General features: G+C 66.8%; 17 protein-coding genes and 1 pseudogene. 13 read left to right on the top strand and 5 right to left on the bottom strand.

Annotated features, from left to right (window positions below; translation table 11 throughout):
- Positions 1-558: pseudogene (locus BSIN_RS11835) on the bottom strand (hypothetical protein); the annotation flags it as partial.
- A gap of 16 nt (positions 559-574) precedes the next feature.
- Here BSIN_RS11835 and tsaE point away from each other — a divergent pair.
- Positions 575-1,129, top strand: coding sequence for a tRNA (adenosine(37)-N6)-threonylcarbamoyltransferase complex ATPase subunit type 1 TsaE (tsaE, locus tag BSIN_RS11830; RefSeq protein ID WP_089340653.1), 555 nt, complete (start codon positions 575-577; stop codon positions 1,127-1,129).
- Positions 1,111-2,688 (top strand): N-acetylmuramoyl-L-alanine amidase, encoded by a 1,578-nt coding sequence (locus tag BSIN_RS11825; protein WP_173678671.1) that lies wholly within the window; start codon positions 1,111-1,113, stop codon positions 2,686-2,688. The genes tsaE and BSIN_RS11825 overlap by 19 nt, the downstream gene beginning before the upstream one ends.
- A 172-nt stretch (positions 2,689-2,860) precedes the next feature.
- Here the strand turns inward: BSIN_RS11825 and BSIN_RS11820 are convergent, their stop codons facing one another.
- Positions 2,861-3,742: an EamA family transporter gene (locus BSIN_RS11820; RefSeq protein WP_069235319.1), complete on the bottom strand. Its 882-nt coding sequence runs from the start codon at positions 3,740-3,742 to the stop codon at positions 2,861-2,863.
- 191 nt (positions 3,743-3,933) lie between these two features.
- On the opposite strand from BSIN_RS11820, the gene BSIN_RS11815 reads away from it, so the two are divergent.
- Both BSIN_RS11815 and trxA read left to right on the top strand, forming a co-directional pair.
- Entirely contained in the window at positions 3,934-4,818 is an 885-nt protein-coding gene (locus BSIN_RS11815) for a pirin family protein (protein ID WP_089340651.1), read from the top strand.
- Positions 4,819-4,869: 51 nt separating this feature from the next.
- Positions 4,870-5,718, top strand: a complete 849-nt coding sequence (gene trxA, locus BSIN_RS11810; protein WP_059520509.1) for a thioredoxin — start codon at positions 4,870-4,872, stop codon at positions 5,716-5,718.
- Positions 5,719-5,817: 99 nt separating this feature from the next.
- On the opposite strand, the gene tcdA is transcribed toward trxA, so the two are convergent.
- Entirely contained in the window at positions 5,818-6,672 is an 855-nt protein-coding gene (tcdA, locus tag BSIN_RS11805) for a tRNA cyclic N6-threonylcarbamoyladenosine(37) synthase TcdA (RefSeq protein ID WP_059520510.1), read from the bottom strand.
- Positions 6,673-6,804: 132 nt separating this feature from the next.
- Between tcdA and pdxH the strand changes: the two genes are divergently transcribed.
- The 3 genes from pdxH (at position 6,805) to BSIN_RS11790 (ending at position 10,112) form a co-directional block, all read left to right on the top strand.
- Entirely contained in the window at positions 6,805-7,449 is a 645-nt protein-coding gene (gene pdxH / locus BSIN_RS11800; RefSeq protein WP_059520511.1) for a pyridoxamine 5'-phosphate oxidase, read from the top strand.
- Positions 7,450-7,578: 129 nt separating this feature from the next.
- A complete protein-coding gene (locus BSIN_RS11795) occupies positions 7,579-8,799 on the top strand; it encodes a class I SAM-dependent methyltransferase (protein ID WP_059520512.1) in 1,221 nt (406 codons plus the stop codon).
- A 23-nt stretch (positions 8,800-8,822) separates the two neighbouring features.
- A complete protein-coding gene (locus tag BSIN_RS11790) occupies positions 8,823-10,112 on the top strand; it encodes a DUF72 domain-containing protein (RefSeq protein ID WP_089340650.1) in 1,290 nt (429 codons plus the stop codon).
- A gap of 268 nt (positions 10,113-10,380) precedes the next feature.
- On the opposite strand, the gene msrA is transcribed toward BSIN_RS11790, so the two are convergent.
- Entirely contained in the window at positions 10,381-10,938 is a 558-nt protein-coding gene (gene msrA / locus BSIN_RS11780; protein WP_089340648.1) for a peptide-methionine (S)-S-oxide reductase MsrA, read from the bottom strand.
- A gap of 224 nt (positions 10,939-11,162) precedes the next feature.
- On the opposite strand from msrA, the gene BSIN_RS11775 reads away from it, so the two are divergent.
- Positions 11,163-11,663: a flavin reductase family protein gene (locus BSIN_RS11775; RefSeq protein WP_059520609.1), complete on the top strand. Its 501-nt coding sequence runs from the start codon at positions 11,163-11,165 to the stop codon at positions 11,661-11,663.
- Here the strand turns inward: BSIN_RS11775 and BSIN_RS11770 are convergent.
- Complete coding sequence (locus BSIN_RS11770) at positions 11,650-12,150, bottom strand: Lrp/AsnC family transcriptional regulator (protein ID WP_089340647.1); 501 nt, start codon at positions 12,148-12,150, stop codon at positions 11,650-11,652. The two genes, BSIN_RS11775 and BSIN_RS11770, sit on opposite strands and share 14 nt — an antisense overlap.
- A gap of 246 nt (positions 12,151-12,396) precedes the next feature.
- Here BSIN_RS11770 and kynB point away from each other — a divergent pair, with 246 nt between their 5' ends.
- The 5 genes from kynB (at position 12,397) to BSIN_RS11740 (ending at position 17,701) form a co-directional block, all read left to right on the top strand.
- A complete protein-coding gene (kynB, locus tag BSIN_RS11765) occupies positions 12,397-13,038 on the top strand; it encodes an arylformamidase (RefSeq protein WP_059520516.1) in 642 nt (213 codons plus the stop codon).
- A gap of 41 nt (positions 13,039-13,079) precedes the next feature.
- Positions 13,080-14,330: a kynureninase gene (gene kynU / locus BSIN_RS11760; protein ID WP_059520517.1), complete on the top strand. Its 1,251-nt coding sequence runs from the start codon at positions 13,080-13,082 to the stop codon at positions 14,328-14,330.
- Positions 14,331-14,546: 216 nt separating this feature from the next.
- Positions 14,547-15,506 (top strand): tryptophan 2,3-dioxygenase, encoded by a 960-nt coding sequence (gene kynA, locus BSIN_RS11750; RefSeq protein WP_089340646.1) that lies wholly within the window; start codon positions 14,547-14,549, stop codon positions 15,504-15,506.
- A 250-nt stretch (positions 15,507-15,756) separates the two neighbouring features.
- Positions 15,757-16,005 carry a hypothetical protein gene (locus BSIN_RS25335; protein WP_143757421.1) on the top strand — a complete coding sequence of 83 codons (249 nt, stop codon included), beginning with the start codon at positions 15,757-15,759 and terminating at the stop codon, positions 16,003-16,005.
- Between the two features lie 220 nt (positions 16,006-16,225).
- Entirely contained in the window at positions 16,226-17,701 is a 1,476-nt protein-coding gene (locus tag BSIN_RS11740) for a mannitol dehydrogenase family protein (protein ID WP_089340644.1), read from the top strand.
- Positions 17,702-17,741: the final 40 nt, after the last annotated feature.

The following is a 17,741-nucleotide window of genomic DNA, read 5'->3' as shown; positions in this document are numbered from 1 at the left end:
GCCGTTGAGCCCCCCGCTGCCGTCGCGGCCATCGGACGCCCGTGCGGCAAGCGCTGCGCCGCTGGCCGGCCGATTTCGCGCGCGCACGAGCGCCGAGTCTGAGACAGGCACGCCACTGGCCGGCGAATCGGCCCGCCGCGCCGCGCCCGCACCGCTCGCCCCATCCGGCGCGGGCGCGCCATCCTGCCCGCTCGCCCGCTGCGCCGCCGGCCAATCGGCGCCGTCCACCGTCGCGGCGGGCAAATAGGCGAGCCGCGCGGAGATCACGCGTCGCGTACCGGCCACAAGTTCAGCCGGCCGGGCGCGTTTCATCCCATGTTTGGCCATATAATCCATCTCGCCGTGGCATCCGGCTTCCAGCCAGGCGGCGAGCCCCGCTTCGGCATCCGAGAGATCGGTATTGCTGATGCCGATCGCCCCGAAACCCAATTCGCGCCCCCACGCCTTGATGCGCGACGCAAGCTCGGCGAGCCCGGCATCGTCAAGGCGAGACGGCGCCGTGCGCCCGTCATGCGGCGGGTGCGTATCTGCGACTGCGAGTTCCGGAATTCGGTCCATCGCTCTATTTTACGAGATGCCCGAAACGTCCAGCCACGTGTCCGTCACGACCGCCCTGCCCGCTGCGCTCAACGAGCGCACGTTCGCGCTCGCCGACGAAGCGGCAACGATCGCGTTCGGCGAACGTGTCGCCCGCGCGCTCGACGCGACCTATGCGCAACGCTGCGCCGAGCACACGTTCGACGGCCTGCAAATCCAGCTCGACGGCGATCTCGGCGCGGGCAAGACGACGCTCGTGCGCGCGATGCTGCGTGCGCTGGGCTACACAGGCCGCGTGAAAAGCCCGACCTACACGCTCGTCGAACCCTATGCGCTCGCGCACGCTGCCGGGGAACTCGAGGTGTATCACTTCGATCTGTACCGATTTAGCGATCCGGCCGAATGGGCCGACGCGGGTTTTCGCGAGTACTTCAATTCCGGCGCGATCTGCATCGTCGAATGGCCGCAGCGGGCTGGCGCGCTGCTCGGCGTGCCGGATCTCGTGTTCTCGCTTGACGTGGACGGCGCGGGCCGTGTCCTCGTCGCTCGCGCGTACAGCGCATCAGGAAACGCATGTCTCGAAAGATGTTGATCAAACCGTTCCGCTCGATCGAATCGGCGGCCACCGCGAACCACAACTGGCGGCGCAGGCAAATTCTGCGCGCGGGCGCGTCGACGCTCGTGCTCGGGCTCGCGATGCCGCGCATCGCGCATGCGACGTCGGTGCTCGGCGTGCGCGTCTGGCCCGCACGCGACTACACGCGCGTGACGATCGAATCCGATCAGCCGCTGCAGAACGCGCAGCAGTTGCTGCAAGGCCCGGACCGGCTCGTCGTCGACCTGAACGGCCTCGAACTCGATCAGGCGCTGCGCGATCTGGTATCGAAGATCACGCCGAACGATCCGCAGATCCAGTCGGTGCGGGTCGGCCAGTACCAGCCGCATGTCGTGCGGATGGTGTTCGACCTGAAAGGCTCGGTGAAACCTCAGGTGTTTACGCTGCCGCCCGTCGGCACTTATCGCTACCGGCTCGTGTTCGATCTGTATCCGGCCGTCGCGCCCGATCCGCTCGCCGATCTGATCATGCAGACCGAACGCAAGGAGCAGCAGCTCAACGACACGCTGCGCGCGCAGGAAGCGCAGCCGCCGAGCGCCACGCTCAACGGCCCGTCGGCGGCGCCGCCGGTCGCGGGCGGCACCGACAACAGCGACGCCTTCTTCCAACGCTTCGCGCAGAACAACACCCCGCCGTCGCCCGCGCATCCCGCGCGCCCGGCGCCGAGCGCGCCGGCCAATCCGGGCGCCGCGCAAACCACGCCGCCCGCCACGGCGGCGCGGCCCGCGCCCAAGCCGTCGGCGCCGCCCGTCATCGCCCGCAAGAACGACGATGACGACGACACCTACGCATTCACCGCGCCCAAATCGGGCCGCGGCGCAACCGTGCGCCTGCTGACCGTCGCGATCGATCCGGGTCACGGCGGCGAGGACCCGGGCGCGATCGGCGGCGGCGGCACCTACGAGAAGCACATCGCACTCGATATCGCCAAGAAGCTGCGTGCGAAGATCGACGGCGCGCCGAACATGCGCGCGATGATGACCCGCGACGCCGATTTCTTCGTTCCGCTGAACGTGCGCGTGCAAAAGGCTCGCCGCGTCGGCGCGGACCTGTTCGTGTCGATCCACGCGGATGCGTTCACCACGCCGTCGGCGCGCGGCTCGTCGGTTTTCGCGCTGTCCGATCATGGCGCGTCGAGCGCCGCTGCGCGCTGGCTCGCGAACAAGGAGAATTCGTCGGACCTGATCGGCGGCATCAATATCAAGACACAGGACGTATCGGTAAGCCGCGCGCTGTTCGATATGTCGACGACCGCGCAGATCCGCGATTCGCTGCGCTACGGCAACTACGTGCTGAAGGAAGTCGGCAACATCAACAAGCTGCACAAGGGCTCGGTCGAGCAAGCCGGGTTCGCGGTGCTGAAAGCACCCGACATTCCGTCGATCCTCGTCGAAACCGCGTTCATCAGCAATCCGGACGAGGAGCGCCGGCTCAACGACGACGCGTACCGCGACCAGATGGCCGACGCGATCTTCCGTGGAATCAAGCGCTATTTCGCAGCGAATCCGCCGCTCGCGAAGAACCGGATGGCCTGACACACGTTCGAGCGGCGCGCCGTGGTGCGATCCGGCGCGGCACGGCTCGTCGTTCGGAGCGATCTCGGATGGCTTGCGGCAGTGCCGGCGTATTCACCCCGGCCTGCCGCGCGCGGCCCGGCACCCGGCAGGACACAGCGGACGCCCGCAGCCGATCGCCCCGCGCCGGCGGTCACGACGCGCCCACCGGACGCCGCACGAGCCGGGCTCCGAACACGTTCACCGCCAGCCCCGCCATCACCAACGCCGCGCCGACGAGCTGCGCGCGCGACAGGTGCTCGCCAAGCAGCAGCGACGACGACGCAAGGCCGACGATCGGCACCAGCAGTGAGAACGGCGCGACCTGCCCGGCCGGATAGCGCGACAGCAGCCGGCTCCAGATACCGTAGCCGAACAGCGTCGCGACGAACGCGAGATAGGCGATCGCGAAGATCGACAGCCCCGACAGCGACGTCATCGCCGCCGCCATCCGCTGCGGCCCCTCGAACAGATACGACAGTACGGCAAACGGCACGGGCGGCAACAGGCTCGCCCAGACGACGAGCGGCACGAGATCGACCTTGCCCATCTTCTTCATCACGATGTTGCCAAGCGCCCAGCACGCCGACGCGGCGATCGTCAGCAGGAAACCCGCGAGCGTCATCCCCTGGCCGCCTTGCGCGGCGATCACGACCAGACCGGCGGCGGCGATCGCCAGGCCGGCGAGATTTTGCGCGCGCACGCGCTCGCCCAGAAACAGTGACGCGAAGCCGAGCGTGAAAAACGCCTGCGCCTGGAGGACGAGCGACGCGATCCCGGCCGGCATGCCGACCGACATCCCGAAAAACAGAAACACGAACTGTCCGAGCAGAATCGTCGAGCCGTAAAGCGCCAGCAGATGCCATGCAATCCGCGGGCGGCGCACGAGGAATACGGCAGGCACCGCGGCGAATACGAAGCGCAATGCGCCGAGCAGCATCGGCGGCACGCCATGCAGGCCGACCTTGATCACGACGAAGTTCACGCCCCACGCGACAATCACCAGCAGCGCGAGCAATAGATCCTTCGGTGACATCGGCATGACGCGTTCTCCTGGATGCGTATTGGATTGGTATCGCCGCCGGCTTCGGCGCGAAGCCAATTAGTGTAGCGAGATTCCGCGCACGGCGCTGCCGGCGCGCGCGGCAAACTGCGATGGCGGCAGGCATCGCGCCGCCGCAACAGCCACTACAATGGGAGCCCCATCGCCTTCATCCGGACGCTGACATGACCGATTCGATCCAGACCATTCTGAAGCCGCACGTTCGCGACCTCGGCGGCGGTGTGTCCGTGCGCCGCACGCTGCCCGCGCTGTCGCCGCGCTTCGTCGGACCGTTCGTGTTCTTCGATCACCTCGGGCCGATCACGTTCGCGCCCGGCGAAGGTCAGGACGTGCGCCCCCATCCGCATATCGGCCTCGCAACCGTCACCTATCTGTTCGACGGCGCGATCATGCATCGCGACAGCGTCGGCTCGGTGCAAAAAATCGTGCCGGGCGACGTCAACTGGATGACGGCGGGCCGCGGCATCGTCCATTCCGAGCGCACGCCGGACGCGGAGCGCGCGAGCGGCCAGACCGTCCATTGCATCCAGACGTGGGTGGCGCTGCCGCGCGAATACGAGACGATCGAGCCGTCGTTCGAGCACCACCCCGCCGCGACCCTGCCGAAGCTCACGCGCGACGGCGTCGTGCTCACGGTGATCGCGGGCGATGCGTTCGGCCTGCGCTCGCCCGTCACGACATATTCGCGCACGCTGTACGCCGCGGCTGAATTCGAGCCCGGCGGCGCATTCGCACTCGACGCCGAGCACGACGAACGCGCCGTCTATCTGGCCGAGGGCGACTTGGCCATCGACGGCCAGCCGCTGCCCGCCGCGCACATGGCAGTCCTCACGCCGGGCGCACGCGTCACGCTCGCGAGCGCGCAAGGCGCGCGCGTGATGGTGCTCGGCGGCGACAAACTCGACGGCGAGCGTTTTCTCGACTGGAATTTCGTCGCGAGTTCCCGCGACGCGATCGAACAGGCAAAAAGCGCGTGGGCGGCTCAGCAGATGGGCAGCGTCCCCGGTGAAACCGAGTGGATCGCGCTGCCGGAGCGCCGCGCGCATTGAAAAACCGCTGCGCATCCGCACTATGCGGATATCAACGTAAATGAGGACGTCATGAACACCACGCTCGCCACTTTCGAACAAGACGTCATCGACGCATCGCTTGCCGCACCCGTGCTGGTCGATTTCTGGGCGCCCTGGTGCGGCCCGTGCAAGACGCTCGGCCCGCTGCTCGAGAAGCTCGAGCGCGACTACGAAGGGCGCTGGAAGCTCGTCAAGGTCAACGTCGACGAGAATCCCGAACTTGCATCGCACTTTCAAACGCGCAGCATTCCGCACGTGATCGCGTTCGCGGACGGCCAGCCCGTCGACCAATTCGTCGGCGTGCTGCCCGAAGGGCAGTTGCGCGCGTTCATCGATCGACTCTTGCCCGCGCCCGAGGAGGCCGAGCGCCGCGCCGCGCAGGCCGCGTTCGCCGAAGGCCGGCCCGACGACGCGCGCTCGCATCTCGAACACGCGCTCGCGCTGAACCCCGGCTACGACGAAGCGCGGCTCGATCTCGTCGAGCTGCTGCTCGCGCAGAACCGGATCGACGACGCGCGCGCCGAAGCCGACCGGCTGTCGCAGCAAACCAAAAATGGAGCGGACCCGCGCTATCAGGCGATCAAGACGCGCTTCGACGCGCTCGACGCCACCGCCGATCTGCCGCCCACCGACGCGCTCGAAGCACGGATCGCCAGCCATCCGGACGATCTCGAAGCGCGCTTCGATCTCGCGCAAAGCCTGATTGCCCGGCGCGCCTACGAAGGCGCGCTCGAACAGCTTCTCGAGATCGTCAAGCGCGATCGCACGTTCGGCGACGACGTCGGCCGTAAAACGATGATTTCGGTGTTCGAGCTGGCGGCCGACCAGCCTGCGCTCGTGTCCACATGGCGGCGCAAGCTGAGCACGGCACTCCATTGAAATCGCGCGGGCCGATCGCGGCGACGCGATCGGCAACGGCAGACCACCGCGGATAACGGCAAGCGGCACACATACGCATCGGCCGCGCGTACGTGCGCGTTACCCTTGCGCGTTCGCCGCAAGCGCGCGCAGCGCATGCGCGGCCGCTGCGAAGCCGAAACTCGCCGTCACGCATACACTGGAGCCGAATCCCGCGCAATTGAGCCCCGCTGCCCCCATCGCGCCCGCCGGCGCGGCTAAATCGCCTGCGCCGCACGCAGCCGCTTGCGGATAAATCAACGGCTCGTCCGAATAAACGGCGCTCACCTTGAATTTCGCTTTCGGCCCGCGCGGAAAACCATGCTGCTTGCGCAGTTGCGCGCGCACCTTCGACAGCAGCGGGTCCTGAATGGTCTGCGCGAGATCGTCGATGCGTATGCGGGTCGGATCGAGCTGGCCGCCCGCGCCGCCCACCGTAACGAGCGGCTGCGCGTGCGCGACGCACCACGCGATCAGCGCGACCTTGGTGCGCACGCTGTCGATCGCGTCGATCACGAAATCGAAGCCGGCGCCCAGCATCGCATCGAGCGTGTCGGGCTCGACGAAGTCCTCGATCTTGACGACCTTGCACGCCGGATCGATCAGCGCGATGCGCTCGGCCATCGCATCGACTTTCGGCTTGCCGTAATTGCCGTCGAGCGCGTGAATCTGCCGGTTCGTATTGCTTTCGGCGACATTATCGAGATCGATGAGGGTCAATTCCCCGATCGCGCTGCGCGCGAGCGCCTCGGCCGCCCATGAGCCAACGCCGCCGATGCCGATCACGGCAACGCGCGAGCGTTCGAACGCGGCGAGCGCGCTTGCGCCATAGAGCCGAGCGAGCCCGCCGAAGCGCCGCGCACGATCCACGTCAAGCTGTTGCGGCGCGCGCAGAGTAAGATCATCGGACGTCGCGATGGCGTCGGTACGAGGCATAAGGAAAAGACGGAAAAGGCGACAAGTCCGCTATTTTGCCTGATCGCCGCGCGGCAAACACGCGCGTATCCGACGCCGCGCAGAATTTTTCCACCTTCGCTATACTGGCCCCGATTGAGCGTTCGCACACCGATGACGACCCTAGCCGATCTCCGCATCAATTACTCCCGCGCGTCGCTTGGCGAAGCCGACGTCAACCCGAATCCCTTCGCCCAGTTCGACGCCTGGTTCAACGACGCCCTCAACGCCCAGCTGCCCGAGCCGAACACGATGACGCTCGCGACCGTCGACGCGTCGGGGCGGCCGTCGGCACGTATCGTGCTGATCAAGGGCGTCGACGAGCGCGGCTTCGTTTTCTTCACCAATTACGAAAGCCGTAAGGGCCGCGAAATCGCGCAGAACCCGAATGCGGCGCTGCTTTTCTATTGGATCGAGCTCGAACGGCAAGTCCGCGTCGAAGGCCGCATCGAAAAGACCAGCGCGGAGGAAAGCGACCGTTACTTCGCGTCGCGGCCGCTCGGCTCGCGCATCGGCGCGTGGGCGTCCGAGCAGAGCGCGGTGATCGCGAGCCGCGACGTGCTCGAGGCGCGCGAGCGCGAAATCCGCGCGCGCTTCGGCGACGAGCCGCCGCGCCCGCCGCACTGGGGCGGCTACCGGGTCGTGCCGTCGTCGATCGAATTCTGGCAAGGCCGTCCGTCGCGGCTTCACGACCGTCTGTTATATACGCGCGATGCCGCGTCGGCGAGCGGCTGGACGATTTCCCGCCTGTCGCCGTAAGTTCAGCCGCGCTCTTCGCGCCGCATCACGCACGGCCTGCGGCGCGGCGCGCTTTGCAGGGCGGCGGGGGCCGTCCGGTCGAAAATTTGGCTGTCTGTATTTCGTTTCAACGAACAACGGAGAATCCAAATGTTCTGGGAAAAGAAACTGGCACAATGGGCGGAAGACGTCAGGGCGAAGGCGAACTTGCCGGCGCGCCTCGTTCTCTGGAACGGCCAGCAGCTCGATTTCGGCACATTCTCGGCGCCGCGGGTAACGCTCAAGGTCAATCACGCGTCGGCGTTGCCGCTGCTGCTCGACCCGAGCCTCGACAATCTCGGCGAAGCCTACGTGAAGGGCAAGATCGACATCGAGGGCAAGCTCGCCGACATCATCAACATCGGCTATTCGCTCGCGCGCAGCACCGTGACGAACGCAAGCAAGCTCGCGCGCATGAAGCGCTACTTCAGCCACTCGAAGCAGTCGGACCAGAAGGCGATCCAGTATCACTACGACGTATCGAACGATTTCTACAAGCTGTGGCTCGACGAGAACATGGTCTACTCGTGCGCGTACTTCGAGAACGGCGACGAGGATCTGGGCACCGCGCAAATCAAGAAGATCGACCACATCCTGACGAAAATCCAGCTTCAGCCCGGTCAGCGTCTGCTCGATATCGGCTGTGGCTGGGGCGCGCTCGTGCTGCGCGCGGCAAGCAAGTTCGGCGCGCGCTGCGTCGGCGTCACGCTGTCGCAGAACCAGTTCGATCTCGCGACCGAGCGCGTGAAAGCCGCCGGCCTCGGCGACCGGATCGAAATCCGGCTGCAAGACTACCGCGATATCGATGGCCAGTTCGATCGAATCACGAGCGTCGGGATGTTCGAGCACGTCGGCCGAAAGAACCTGCCGCTCTACTTTTCGCGCGTGCGCGAGCTGCTCGTCGAGGACGGCATCGCGATGAACCACGGCATCACGTCGACCGACGCCGATAGCGGCGAAACCGCGCTCGGCGGCGGCGAATTCATCGACCGCTACGTGTTTCCGGACGGCGAACTGCCGCACATCAGCCTCGCGCTCGACGCCGCACAGCGCGGCGGGCTCGAGGCGGTTGACGTCGAAAGCCTGCGCCGGCACTATGCGCGCACGCTCGAAATCTGGACAGAGAACTTCGAGGCGAAAGCCGACGAAGCGAGAAAGCTCGTCGACGACGAAAAATTCCGGATCTGGCGCGTCTATCTGGCCGGCTGTGCGTATGCGTTCGAGCACGACGACGTGTCGATCTTCCAGATCGTGTGCCGCCGGGCCGGGCGCAGCGCGAAAACGCTGCCGTGGTCGCGCCGCTATATGTACGAACACGCGCTGCCGCGCTGAGCAGCGTCTTTTTGCCATGACGGATGGGTGACGACAGCACGCGGCGCGCGCCGCGAGAGCCGCGACAGGAAAACGACGCGCAACGCGATCAGTTCGATTTGTTCGGAAACGCGTTGCCGCCCGCTGCCGGCAGCAAGCCGCCGCGTAAGGCGAGCGACAGTTCGAATGCCGGAGGCTCGTCCGATACGTCGAGCCCATCCAGCGCTGCGGCCGCGCACGGCGCCTACGCGGCCGATGATCATGCCACGCCCACGCTGCCGGGCTTCGACGCCCCGCCGCCGCCCGACGCCCCACCGAAGAAGCGCGCTCACCGGCATGGCCGGCGCGGCGTCGCGCCCGCCGAGATTTCCGACGATGTCGCGGCCGCCGCACAAGCGCTGCCGCCGCTCGTGCGGCTCGGCACGTCGTCGTGGTATTTCCCCGGCTGGAAAGACATCGTCTACGGCGACGACTACGCGCAATCGAAGCTGTCGCGCGAAGGACTCGAAGCCTACGCGGCGCACCCGCTGCTCAAGAGCGTCAGCCTCGACCGCTCGTTCTACGCGCCGCTCAGTGTCGCCGATTACCTGCGCTACGCGCGGCAGGTGCCGGACGATTTCCGCTTCGTCGTGAAAGCGCCCGCGTCGGTCACCGATGCGCTCGTGCGCGGTGCGCGCGGCGAGCCGGCCGGCCCGAATCCCACGTTCCTGAACGCGCAGATCGCCACCGACGAATTCGTCCGGCCCTGTCTGGAAGGGCTCGGCCACAAGGTGGGCGCGCTCGTGTTCCAGTTTTCGCCGATGCCGGATACCCTGCTTGCCGATCCGGCCGCGCTGATCGAGCGGCTTGCCGCGTTCCTCGCCGCGCTGCCGCCGCTACCCGGGGGCTCAGGCAACGCCGGCGGCCCGCGCTACGCGGTCGAGATCCGCGACGCCAGCCTGCTCACGCCCCGCTTTATCCGTGCGCTGTCGGCCGCTGGCGTGCGCTACTGCGTCGGGCTGCATGCCAGGATGCCCGACCCGCTGCGTCAATCGGCAGCGCTTGCGTTGCTCGACGGCGAGCCGTCCGGGCCGCTCCTCGTTCGCTGGAGCCTGCACGGCGGCTTCAAGTACGAACAGGCAAAGGCAAAATACGAGCCGTTCGACCGGCTCGTCGACGAAGATCCGCACACGCGCTCGGCCCTCGCTGAACTCGCCGCGCGTTATGCGCTCGCCGGGCAGCCGGTGATCATCACGATCAACAACAAGGCGGAAGGATCGGCGCCGCTGTCGTGCATCGCGCTCGCGAAGGAGATTGCGGCTGCCTACGCGCGCTCGCAGGGCGAGGCGGCGTAGCGCGAGCGCGGCGCGTCTGAACGGCGCAAGCGGTAACAAACCTGCGTAGCGCGCATCGTGCTCAATGCGGCGGCGCCAGATGCAATGAACATGCAGCCGAGCGGCTCATGCGATCGATTCCGCGCACACGCGATGCCCGCCGGGCCGACGCTCGGGCCGAATCCCGCGCAACCCGCGTCGCTCGATAGCCGTCCCGATGGGACGGCCGGCGCGTGCCCACCCGCCGCCGCAACCGAGCCCGCCAACCGCAAGCCGGCCGCGCCCCGCATCACGCACCGCGCGACTTCAGCCGATGCGCGAACTTCTGCCGGAACTTCGCGAGCTTCGGCCCGATTACGACCGCGCAATAGCCCTGCGCCGGATTGCGCGCGTAGTAATTCTGGTGATACGCCTCAGCCGGCCAGTAATTGCCGTCGAGCGGCTCGACACGCGTGACGATCGGCGCGTCGTACAGCGGGTCGCGCTCAAGCGCGCGGATCACGTCGAGCGCGGTTTCGCGCTGTGCGTCCGAGTGCGTGAAGATCACCGACCGGTATTGCGTGCCGACGTCGTTGCCCTGCCGGTCGAGTTGCGTCGGATCGTGCGTCGCGAAGAAGATTTCGAGAACCTCGCGATAGCCGATCCGGGCCGGATCGAACGTGACATTGACGACCTCGGCATGACCCGTCTCGCCGTCGCACACATCGCGATAGCCGGGATTGCGCGTATGGCCGCCCGCATAGCCCGATTCGACCGCCACCACGCCGTCGACATCGAGAAACACCGCCTCGGTACACCAAAAACATCCGCCGCCCAGTGTGGCGACTTCGTGCATTGCCTGATTCATACCGGTATCCTTTCGTTCATTACCCATTTCGCATGCGGTATTTAGCGCGCCTAATGCGGCGCAGGCCGCTCAGTCAAACGTCATGCCCGTCGCAGCACAGCGCGATTCCGCTAAAATCGTCACACTCTGACCGATTCCCTCATGACCTTTCTTTTCTCTACCCGCCATCCGGCACGCGCCGCCACAGTCGCCCGGTGCCGCGCGTCGTCCAAGGCTATCGCGCGATGAAACAGGCCAGCCCGCCGAATTTCGATTCCGCCGCGTTCCGCCAGGCGCTCGGCCAGTTCGCGACAGGCGTCACCGTCGTCACCACCCGTGCGCCGTCCGGCCAGTTGATTGGCATTACCGCGAGTTCGTTCAACTCGGTGTCGCTCGATCCGCCGCTCGTGCTGTGGAGCCTCGCGCACAAAGCGGCGTCGGCGTCCGTGTTCCGCGCGAACAGCCACTATGTCGTGAACGTGCTGGCCGCGTCGCAGCTCGATTTGTGCATGCGCTTTGCGACCGTCAAGGGCGATCGCTTCGAAGGCGTGTCGCACGCGGCGGGCGACACGGGCATGCCGGTGCTCGACGGCGCGCTCGCGTGGTTCGAGTGCCACAACCGCAGCCGCTACGACGAGGGCGATCACGTGATCTTCGTCGGTGAGGTCGAGCGGTGCGGCTTCCAAGGCGACGGCGCGCCGCTCGTGTTCCACGGCGGCGGCTTCCATCGCCTCACACAGCTTTGATCGGTCCGGTGCGCGCAAGTGCGACGGGCGGCCCCGCCTCGTCCTTCAGCATTTGCAGCACGATGTTCGAGCGAATGTCCATCACGCCGGGCGCCTTGTAGAGCTGATTGAGCACGAAATCTGAATAGTGCTTGAGATTATGCGCAAGTACGCGCAACAGATAATGTGACTCGCCCGTCACGACGAACGCGCCCACTACCTCCGGCCATTCGCGCAGCGCTTGCGCGAAGCGCTCGTGCCATTGCGCCTCGTCATTGCGCATCGACACCTGTACGAACGCCTCCAGCTCGAACCCGAGCTTCTCGCGGCTCAAGCACGCGCGATAGCGTTCGATCACCCCCTGCTCTTCGAGAAGCCGCATCCGCCGCAGACAAGCCGACGGCGACAGGGAAATACGTTCCGCAAGATCGAGGTTGCTGATCCGGCCTTCTTGCTGCAGGACGGCGAGAATACGGCAATCTGTAGCGTCCAGCGTGATCGCATGCACTTTTGGTCTCCGTTTTGAATCTATTTCGAATTATCTGCCAAATTGGTGGATTGTCCATGCTTATTTCGCAACCATCTGCGGCCGGCGTTTGCCTATCATCTCGGTACATGCCCGGCCGCCGCGCACCCCCGCGCACGCCGCCGCCCGCCCAGCGAAATCCCCCGCTGATTCAGCAGCAAACGCGATGAGCGCAGGGCGAATCGACTTATTCGTCTGATTTCAGCATTCGACTCGCTTCGATCTCACATGGCCGACCTCTGGGACATCTCTCCATCAATCCACCCCGCTACCCCCGTTTGGCCGGGCGATACGCCTGTTCGCGTCGAGCGGGTCTGGCGCATCGAAGCGGGATCGCCCGTCAATGTCGCGCGGCTCACGCTATCGCCGCACACGGGCGCGCACGCGGATGCGCCGCTGCACTACGACGCGCACGGCGCGTCGATCGGCGCAGTGCCGCTCGACGCGTATCTCGGCCATTGCCGCGTGATCGATTGCATCGGCGCGCATCCCGCGGTCATGCCCGGCGATGTCGCCGCGGCGCTCGCCGACGCCCCGCCGCCGCGCGTATTGCTGCGCACATACCGGCAGGCGCCGCTGCATGCGTGGGATAGCGCGTTCTGCGCGGTCGCGCCGGCGACCATCGATCTGCTCGCCGAACGGGGCGTGCGCCTCATCGGCATCGACACGCCGTCGCTCGATCCGCAGGAGTCGAAGACGATGGACGCGCACTGCCGCGTTCGCGCGCACCGGATGGCGATTCTCGAAGGACTCGTGCTCGATGCCGTCGCGGCAGGCGACTACGAACTGATCGCATTGCCGCTCAAGCTCGACGGGCTCGACGCGAGCCCCGTGCGCGCGGTGTTGCGCGCGCTGCCCGGCGCGCGCTGACGCGCCCGCCCTTCTCTTTTCTCGTCAAGCTGACCGACCTTATGAAGACACGTGAAGAAGCGCTCGCTCTCGACCGCGACGATCCGCTCGCCCCGCTGCGCGGCGCATTCGCATTGCCCGACGGCGTGATCTATCTCGACGGCAACTCGCTCGGCGCGCAGCCTCGCGCGGCTGCCGCGCGCGCGCAGCAGGTGATCGGCGCCGAATGGGGCGCGGGCCTGATCCGCAGCTGGAACACGGCCGGCTGGTTCGCGCTGCCGCGCCGGCTCGGCGACAAGCTCGCGCCGCTGATCGGTGCGGCGCCTGGCGAAGTCGCAATCACCGATACGATTTCGATCAACCTGTTCAAGCTGTTGTCCGCGATGCTGGGGCATCAAGCACAGCATGCGCCGCGCAAGCGCGTGATCGTATCGGAGCGCGCGAACTTTCCGACCGATCTATATATCGCGCAGGGACTCATCGCTCAGCTCGGCCAGGGCCATACGCTGCGTCTGATCGACGATCCCGCGCAACTGCCCGACGCACTCGACGACGAAACCGCCGTCGCGATGCTCACGCACGTGAACTATCGCACCGGCTACATGCATGACCTGCCGGCCGTCACGCAAGCGGTCCGGCAAGCCGGCGCGCTGATGCTGTGGGATCTCGCGCATTCGGCGGGCGCGGTGCCAGTGGATCTGAACGGCGCGCACGCGGACGGCGCGGTTGGCTGCACGTACAAGTATCTGAACGGCGGCCCCGGCGCGCCCGCGTTCGTTTGGGTGCCGGCGCGTCACCAGAGCAGCTTCGACCAACCGCTGACCGGCTGGTGGGGCCATCGCACGCCGTTCGCGATGCAGCCCGGCTTCGACCCCGACCCCGGCATCGCGCGCTTTCTGTGCGGCACGCAGCCGATCGTGTCGATGTCGATGATCGAATGCGGGCTCGACGTGTTCGCGCAAACCGACCTTCAGGCCATCCGCCGCAAGTCGCTCGCGTTGACTGACGCATTCATCGCGCTCGTCGAGTCGCGCTGCGCGGGACATGCGCTGAAACTCGCGACGCCGCGCGCGCATCATCAGCGCGGCTCGCAGGTGAGCATCGAGCATCCGCACGGCTATGAGGTGATGCAGGCGCTGATCGCGCGCGGCGTGATCGGCGACTATCGCGAGCCGCGCATTCTGCGCTTCGGATTCACGCCGCTCTATACGCGCTTCGTCGATGTATGGGACGCAGTCGACGCGCTCGCCGACATCCTCGACACCGGGGCTTGGCGCGCCAGCGAGTTCGCGACGCGCTCGTCGGTGACCTGAGCGGCTCGCGCGGCCACGCTTGCGTTCGGCGTTCGGCGTTCGGCGTTCGGCGTTCGGCGTTCGGCATTCGGCATTCGGCATTCGGCATTCGGCATTCGGCATTCGGCATTCGGCATTCGGCATTCGGCATTCGGCATTCGGCATTCGGCGTTCGGCATTCGGCGCTCGCCGTGCCCGCGCCGCACTTCGACGCGCGCGGGCACGGCTCATCCCAACATGGAGACCTTCGTGAATTCAGATCATCCCCCGCCGCCGGACAGCGGCGACGGCAATCCGCGCTGCCCGTTTGCCGGCTCCAGCGCGCCTCAAGCGCCTCAAGCGACGCACGCGCCGGACGCGACCGGCGACGGCACGGCCGCCGGCTGGCACCACGCGCAGCTCGACTTCTCGCAATCGATGAGCTACGGCGACTATCTATCGCTGTCGACGCTGCTGAATGCGCAGCACCCGCGCTCGCCCGAACACAACGAGATGCTGTTCATCATCCAGCATCAAACGAGCGAGCTATGGATGAAGCTCGCGCTGTTCGAGCTGCGCGCGGCGCGCGCATCGATCGTCGGCAATGCGCTGCCGCCTGCGTTCAAGATGCTCGCGCGCGTGTCGCGCGTACTCGAGCAACTCGTGCAGGCATGGAACGTACTCGCGACGATGACGCCGTCCGAATACTCGGCGATGCGGCCGTATCTCGGCGCATCGTCAGGCTTCCAGTCGCACCAGTACCGTGAACTGGAGTTCATACTCGGCAACAAGAACGCGCAGATGCTGCGTCCGCACGCCCATCGCGCGGAAATCCATACGCACCTGGAAGCGTCGCTGCGCGCGCCGTCGCTGTACGACGAGGCGATATTCCTGCTCGCGCGCCGCGGCTTTGCGATCGCGCCGGAGCGGCTCGACGCGGACTGGACGCAGCCGACGCGCACCGATCCAACAGTCGAGGCAGCGTGGCTCGAAATCTATCGCGCGCCGCACGCGCACTGGGAACTGTACGAACTGGCCGAGGAACTCGTCGATCTCGAGGACGCATTCCGTCAATGGCGGTTCCGCCACGTAACCACGGTCGAACGGATCATCGGCCTGAAAACCGGCACGGGCGGCACGAACGGCGCACCGTACCTGCGCAAGATGCTCGACGTCGTACTGTTTCCCGAGCTTTGGCGAGTGCGTACCGCACTGTAGCTTTGCCGTGCGCGGCCGGTTGCTCCGACCGCGCGGGCACCGCGCGAGAGCGTCGATGTCGGCCGGCGTCGCGCGTTTATAAGCGCGCGGACATGCCGCGCGCCGCGCTTCGCGGGAAGCGGCCGGAATCGGCGCGTCGTCGGCGGCGTCTATCGCACCGGCGCCGTTGCGACGCAAAATTCACCGGCTCCACACCCGCCCCTCGTCCACCGCGGCGTGTCACACAATCGCAATATCGACGGCCGCGCGCGTGGACAAGCGCATCGCGCGCGCACGGCGGCACATTTCGTCCGGTGCGCGATCGGCACGCAACCGGACCTTCCACCCGGTGCGCGGCGCCGGCGCGTTCACACGCACGCCGACAATCCAACGCGAACACGTGCCGCGCGGCTGGCTGTTGCGCCGACACGCCCATCCCCTTCCGTCCGAGCGGCGACGAACGACGCAGCGCAGCATCGAAATCGTCGGCGCCTGCCTTGACTTTCCCTGCTCCGAATAAGATCATTCGCTCACTAGATGATCAAATGATCTAAAACATGGCCCGGCAGGCGTGAGTCGGCCGTCAGCCTTATATCGGATCGGATTACGCGCTGATTCCTTTAGCTACGATCGACCGCCGTGAGGCGCGAAGTAAGCGCTGAAGCGCTAACTTCGGCCAATCACGGCATGGGATCGGAGTAGGCGCTAAAGCGCCAACTCCGATCGACAGGAGACACGTAATGAGTAGTCCGGCCAGCGCCGCGCCAACGATCTTGCATATCGGCATCGGATCGTTTCATCGCGCGCATCAAGCATGGTATCTACATCGCGTCAACGAAATGTCGCCGGCGCACGAGCGCTGGTCGCTCGTCGTCGGCGACATCCGCGACGATCTGCGCGAAACGCGTGACGCGCTCGCCGCGCAACATGGCGTCTACACGCTCGAAACCGTCACGCCCCAGGGCGAACGCGCTTACGAGACGATCCGCTCGATCACTCGCGTGCTGCCATGGTCGGCCGATCACGCGGCGCTCATCGATGCCGGCGCCGATCACGCGTGCAAAATCGTGTCGTTCACGGTGACGGAAGGCGGCTACTACCTCGACGAACTCGATCGCCTCGACGTCGCGCATCCCGATCTCGCCGCCGATTTGCAAGGCGCACGCAAGACGATCTACGGCACGCTCGCCGCGCTGCTCGCCGAGCGCGCGGCGCGCGGCGCGGGCCCCATCACGCTGCAAAGCTGCGACAACCTGCGCAGCAACGGCACGCGCTTTCGCGCCGGCATGCGCGAATTCCTCGCTCGGCGCGGCCACCCAAGCTCCGTTGACGAACGCCGCGACGCCGCCGCGACGCCCCGGACAACGCCCGCCGGCACAATCGGCGCGCCTGAGCCGCCCGCCGACTTGCTCGCGTGGTTCAATGCGAACGTCACGTGCCCGTGCGCGATGGTCGACCGGATCACGCCGCGCCCGACCGCCGACGTGCGCGAGCGCGTGCGCGCGGCAACCGGCGCCGACGACGCGTGCCCGGTGATGGGCGAATCGTTCATCCAATGGGTGATCGAGGAGCGCTTCGCCGCCGGCCGGCCCGCATGGGAACGCGCGGGCGCCGAGCTTGTCGCCGACGTTCATCCTTACGAGGAAGCGAAAATCCGGATCCTGAACGCCACGCACAGCTGCATTGCGTGGGCTGGCACGCTCGCAGGCTATGCGTATATCCACGAAGGCACGCGGGACGAAGCGATCCGCCGCTTCGCGCGCGCATACGTGACGGACGACGTGATCCCGTGCCTGACGCCCAGCCCGCTCGATCTCGCCCGCTACCGCGACGTCGTGCTCGAGCGCTTCGGCAATGCGCACATCCTCGATACTAACCAGCGTGTCGCGGCCGACGGCTTCTCGAAAATCCCCGGTTTCATCGCGCCGACGCTCGCCGAATCGATCGCGCGCGGCGCCGAGCCGGTATCGACGGCGGTGCTGCCGGCGCTCTTCCTGCGCTTCCTGCAGCGCTGGGCGCAACGCGCGCTGCCCTTTGCCTATCAGGACGGCGTGATGGACGAGCGGGCCGCACGCGCGATCGCGGACGCGGCCGATCCGGTCGCGGCGCTCGCGGCCGACCGTCAGCTCTGGGGCTCGCTCGCCGGCGTGAGCGCACTCGAGCGTGCGCTGCGCGCCGGGCTCGAGCGCGTCGACGCGTGGCTGGCGAGCCGGTAAGCGGCGGCGCGCCGCATCCGGGTCAACCCTGCATTGGCAC

The sequence above is a fragment of the Burkholderia singularis genome (assembly GCF_900176645.1).
Lineage (GTDB): Bacteria > Pseudomonadota > Gammaproteobacteria > Burkholderiales > Burkholderiaceae > Burkholderia > Burkholderia singularis.
The sequence above is the reverse complement of the archived record's forward strand: the minus strand, read 5'-3'. Positions and strand labels throughout refer to the sequence as shown.

Coding starts and splice junctions, on each gene's coding strand:
- tsaE (WP_089340653.1), top strand. CDS start 575: ATGCCCGAAACGTCCAGCCACGTGTCCGTCACGACCGCCCTGCCCGCT.
- BSIN_RS11825 (WP_173678671.1), top strand. CDS start 1,111: ATGTCTCGAAAGATGTTGATCAAACCGTTCCGCTCGATCGAATCGGCG.
- BSIN_RS11820 (WP_069235319.1), bottom strand. CDS start 3,742: ATGTCACCGAAGGATCTATTGCTCGCGCTGCTGGTGATTGTCGCGTGG.
- BSIN_RS11815 (WP_089340651.1), top strand. CDS start 3,934: ATGACCGATTCGATCCAGACCATTCTGAAGCCGCACGTTCGCGACCTC.
- trxA (WP_059520509.1), top strand. CDS start 4,870: ATGAACACCACGCTCGCCACTTTCGAACAAGACGTCATCGACGCATCG.
- tcdA (WP_059520510.1), bottom strand. CDS start 6,672: ATGCCTCGTACCGACGCCATCGCGACGTCCGATGATCTTACTCTGCGC.
- pdxH (WP_059520511.1), top strand. CDS start 6,805: ATGACGACCCTAGCCGATCTCCGCATCAATTACTCCCGCGCGTCGCTT.
- BSIN_RS11795 (WP_059520512.1), top strand. CDS start 7,579: ATGTTCTGGGAAAAGAAACTGGCACAATGGGCGGAAGACGTCAGGGCG.
- BSIN_RS11790 (WP_089340650.1), top strand. CDS start 8,823: ATGGGTGACGACAGCACGCGGCGCGCGCCGCGAGAGCCGCGACAGGAA.
- msrA (WP_089340648.1), bottom strand. CDS start 10,938: ATGAATCAGGCAATGCACGAAGTCGCCACACTGGGCGGCGGATGTTTT.
- BSIN_RS11775 (WP_059520609.1), top strand. CDS start 11,163: ATGAAACAGGCCAGCCCGCCGAATTTCGATTCCGCCGCGTTCCGCCAG.
- kynB (WP_059520516.1), top strand. CDS start 12,397: ATGGCCGACCTCTGGGACATCTCTCCATCAATCCACCCCGCTACCCCC.
- kynU (WP_059520517.1), top strand. CDS start 13,080: ATGAAGACACGTGAAGAAGCGCTCGCTCTCGACCGCGACGATCCGCTC.
- kynA (WP_089340646.1), top strand. CDS start 14,547: ATGGAGACCTTCGTGAATTCAGATCATCCCCCGCCGCCGGACAGCGGC.
- BSIN_RS11740 (WP_089340644.1), top strand. CDS start 16,226: ATGAGTAGTCCGGCCAGCGCCGCGCCAACGATCTTGCATATCGGCATC.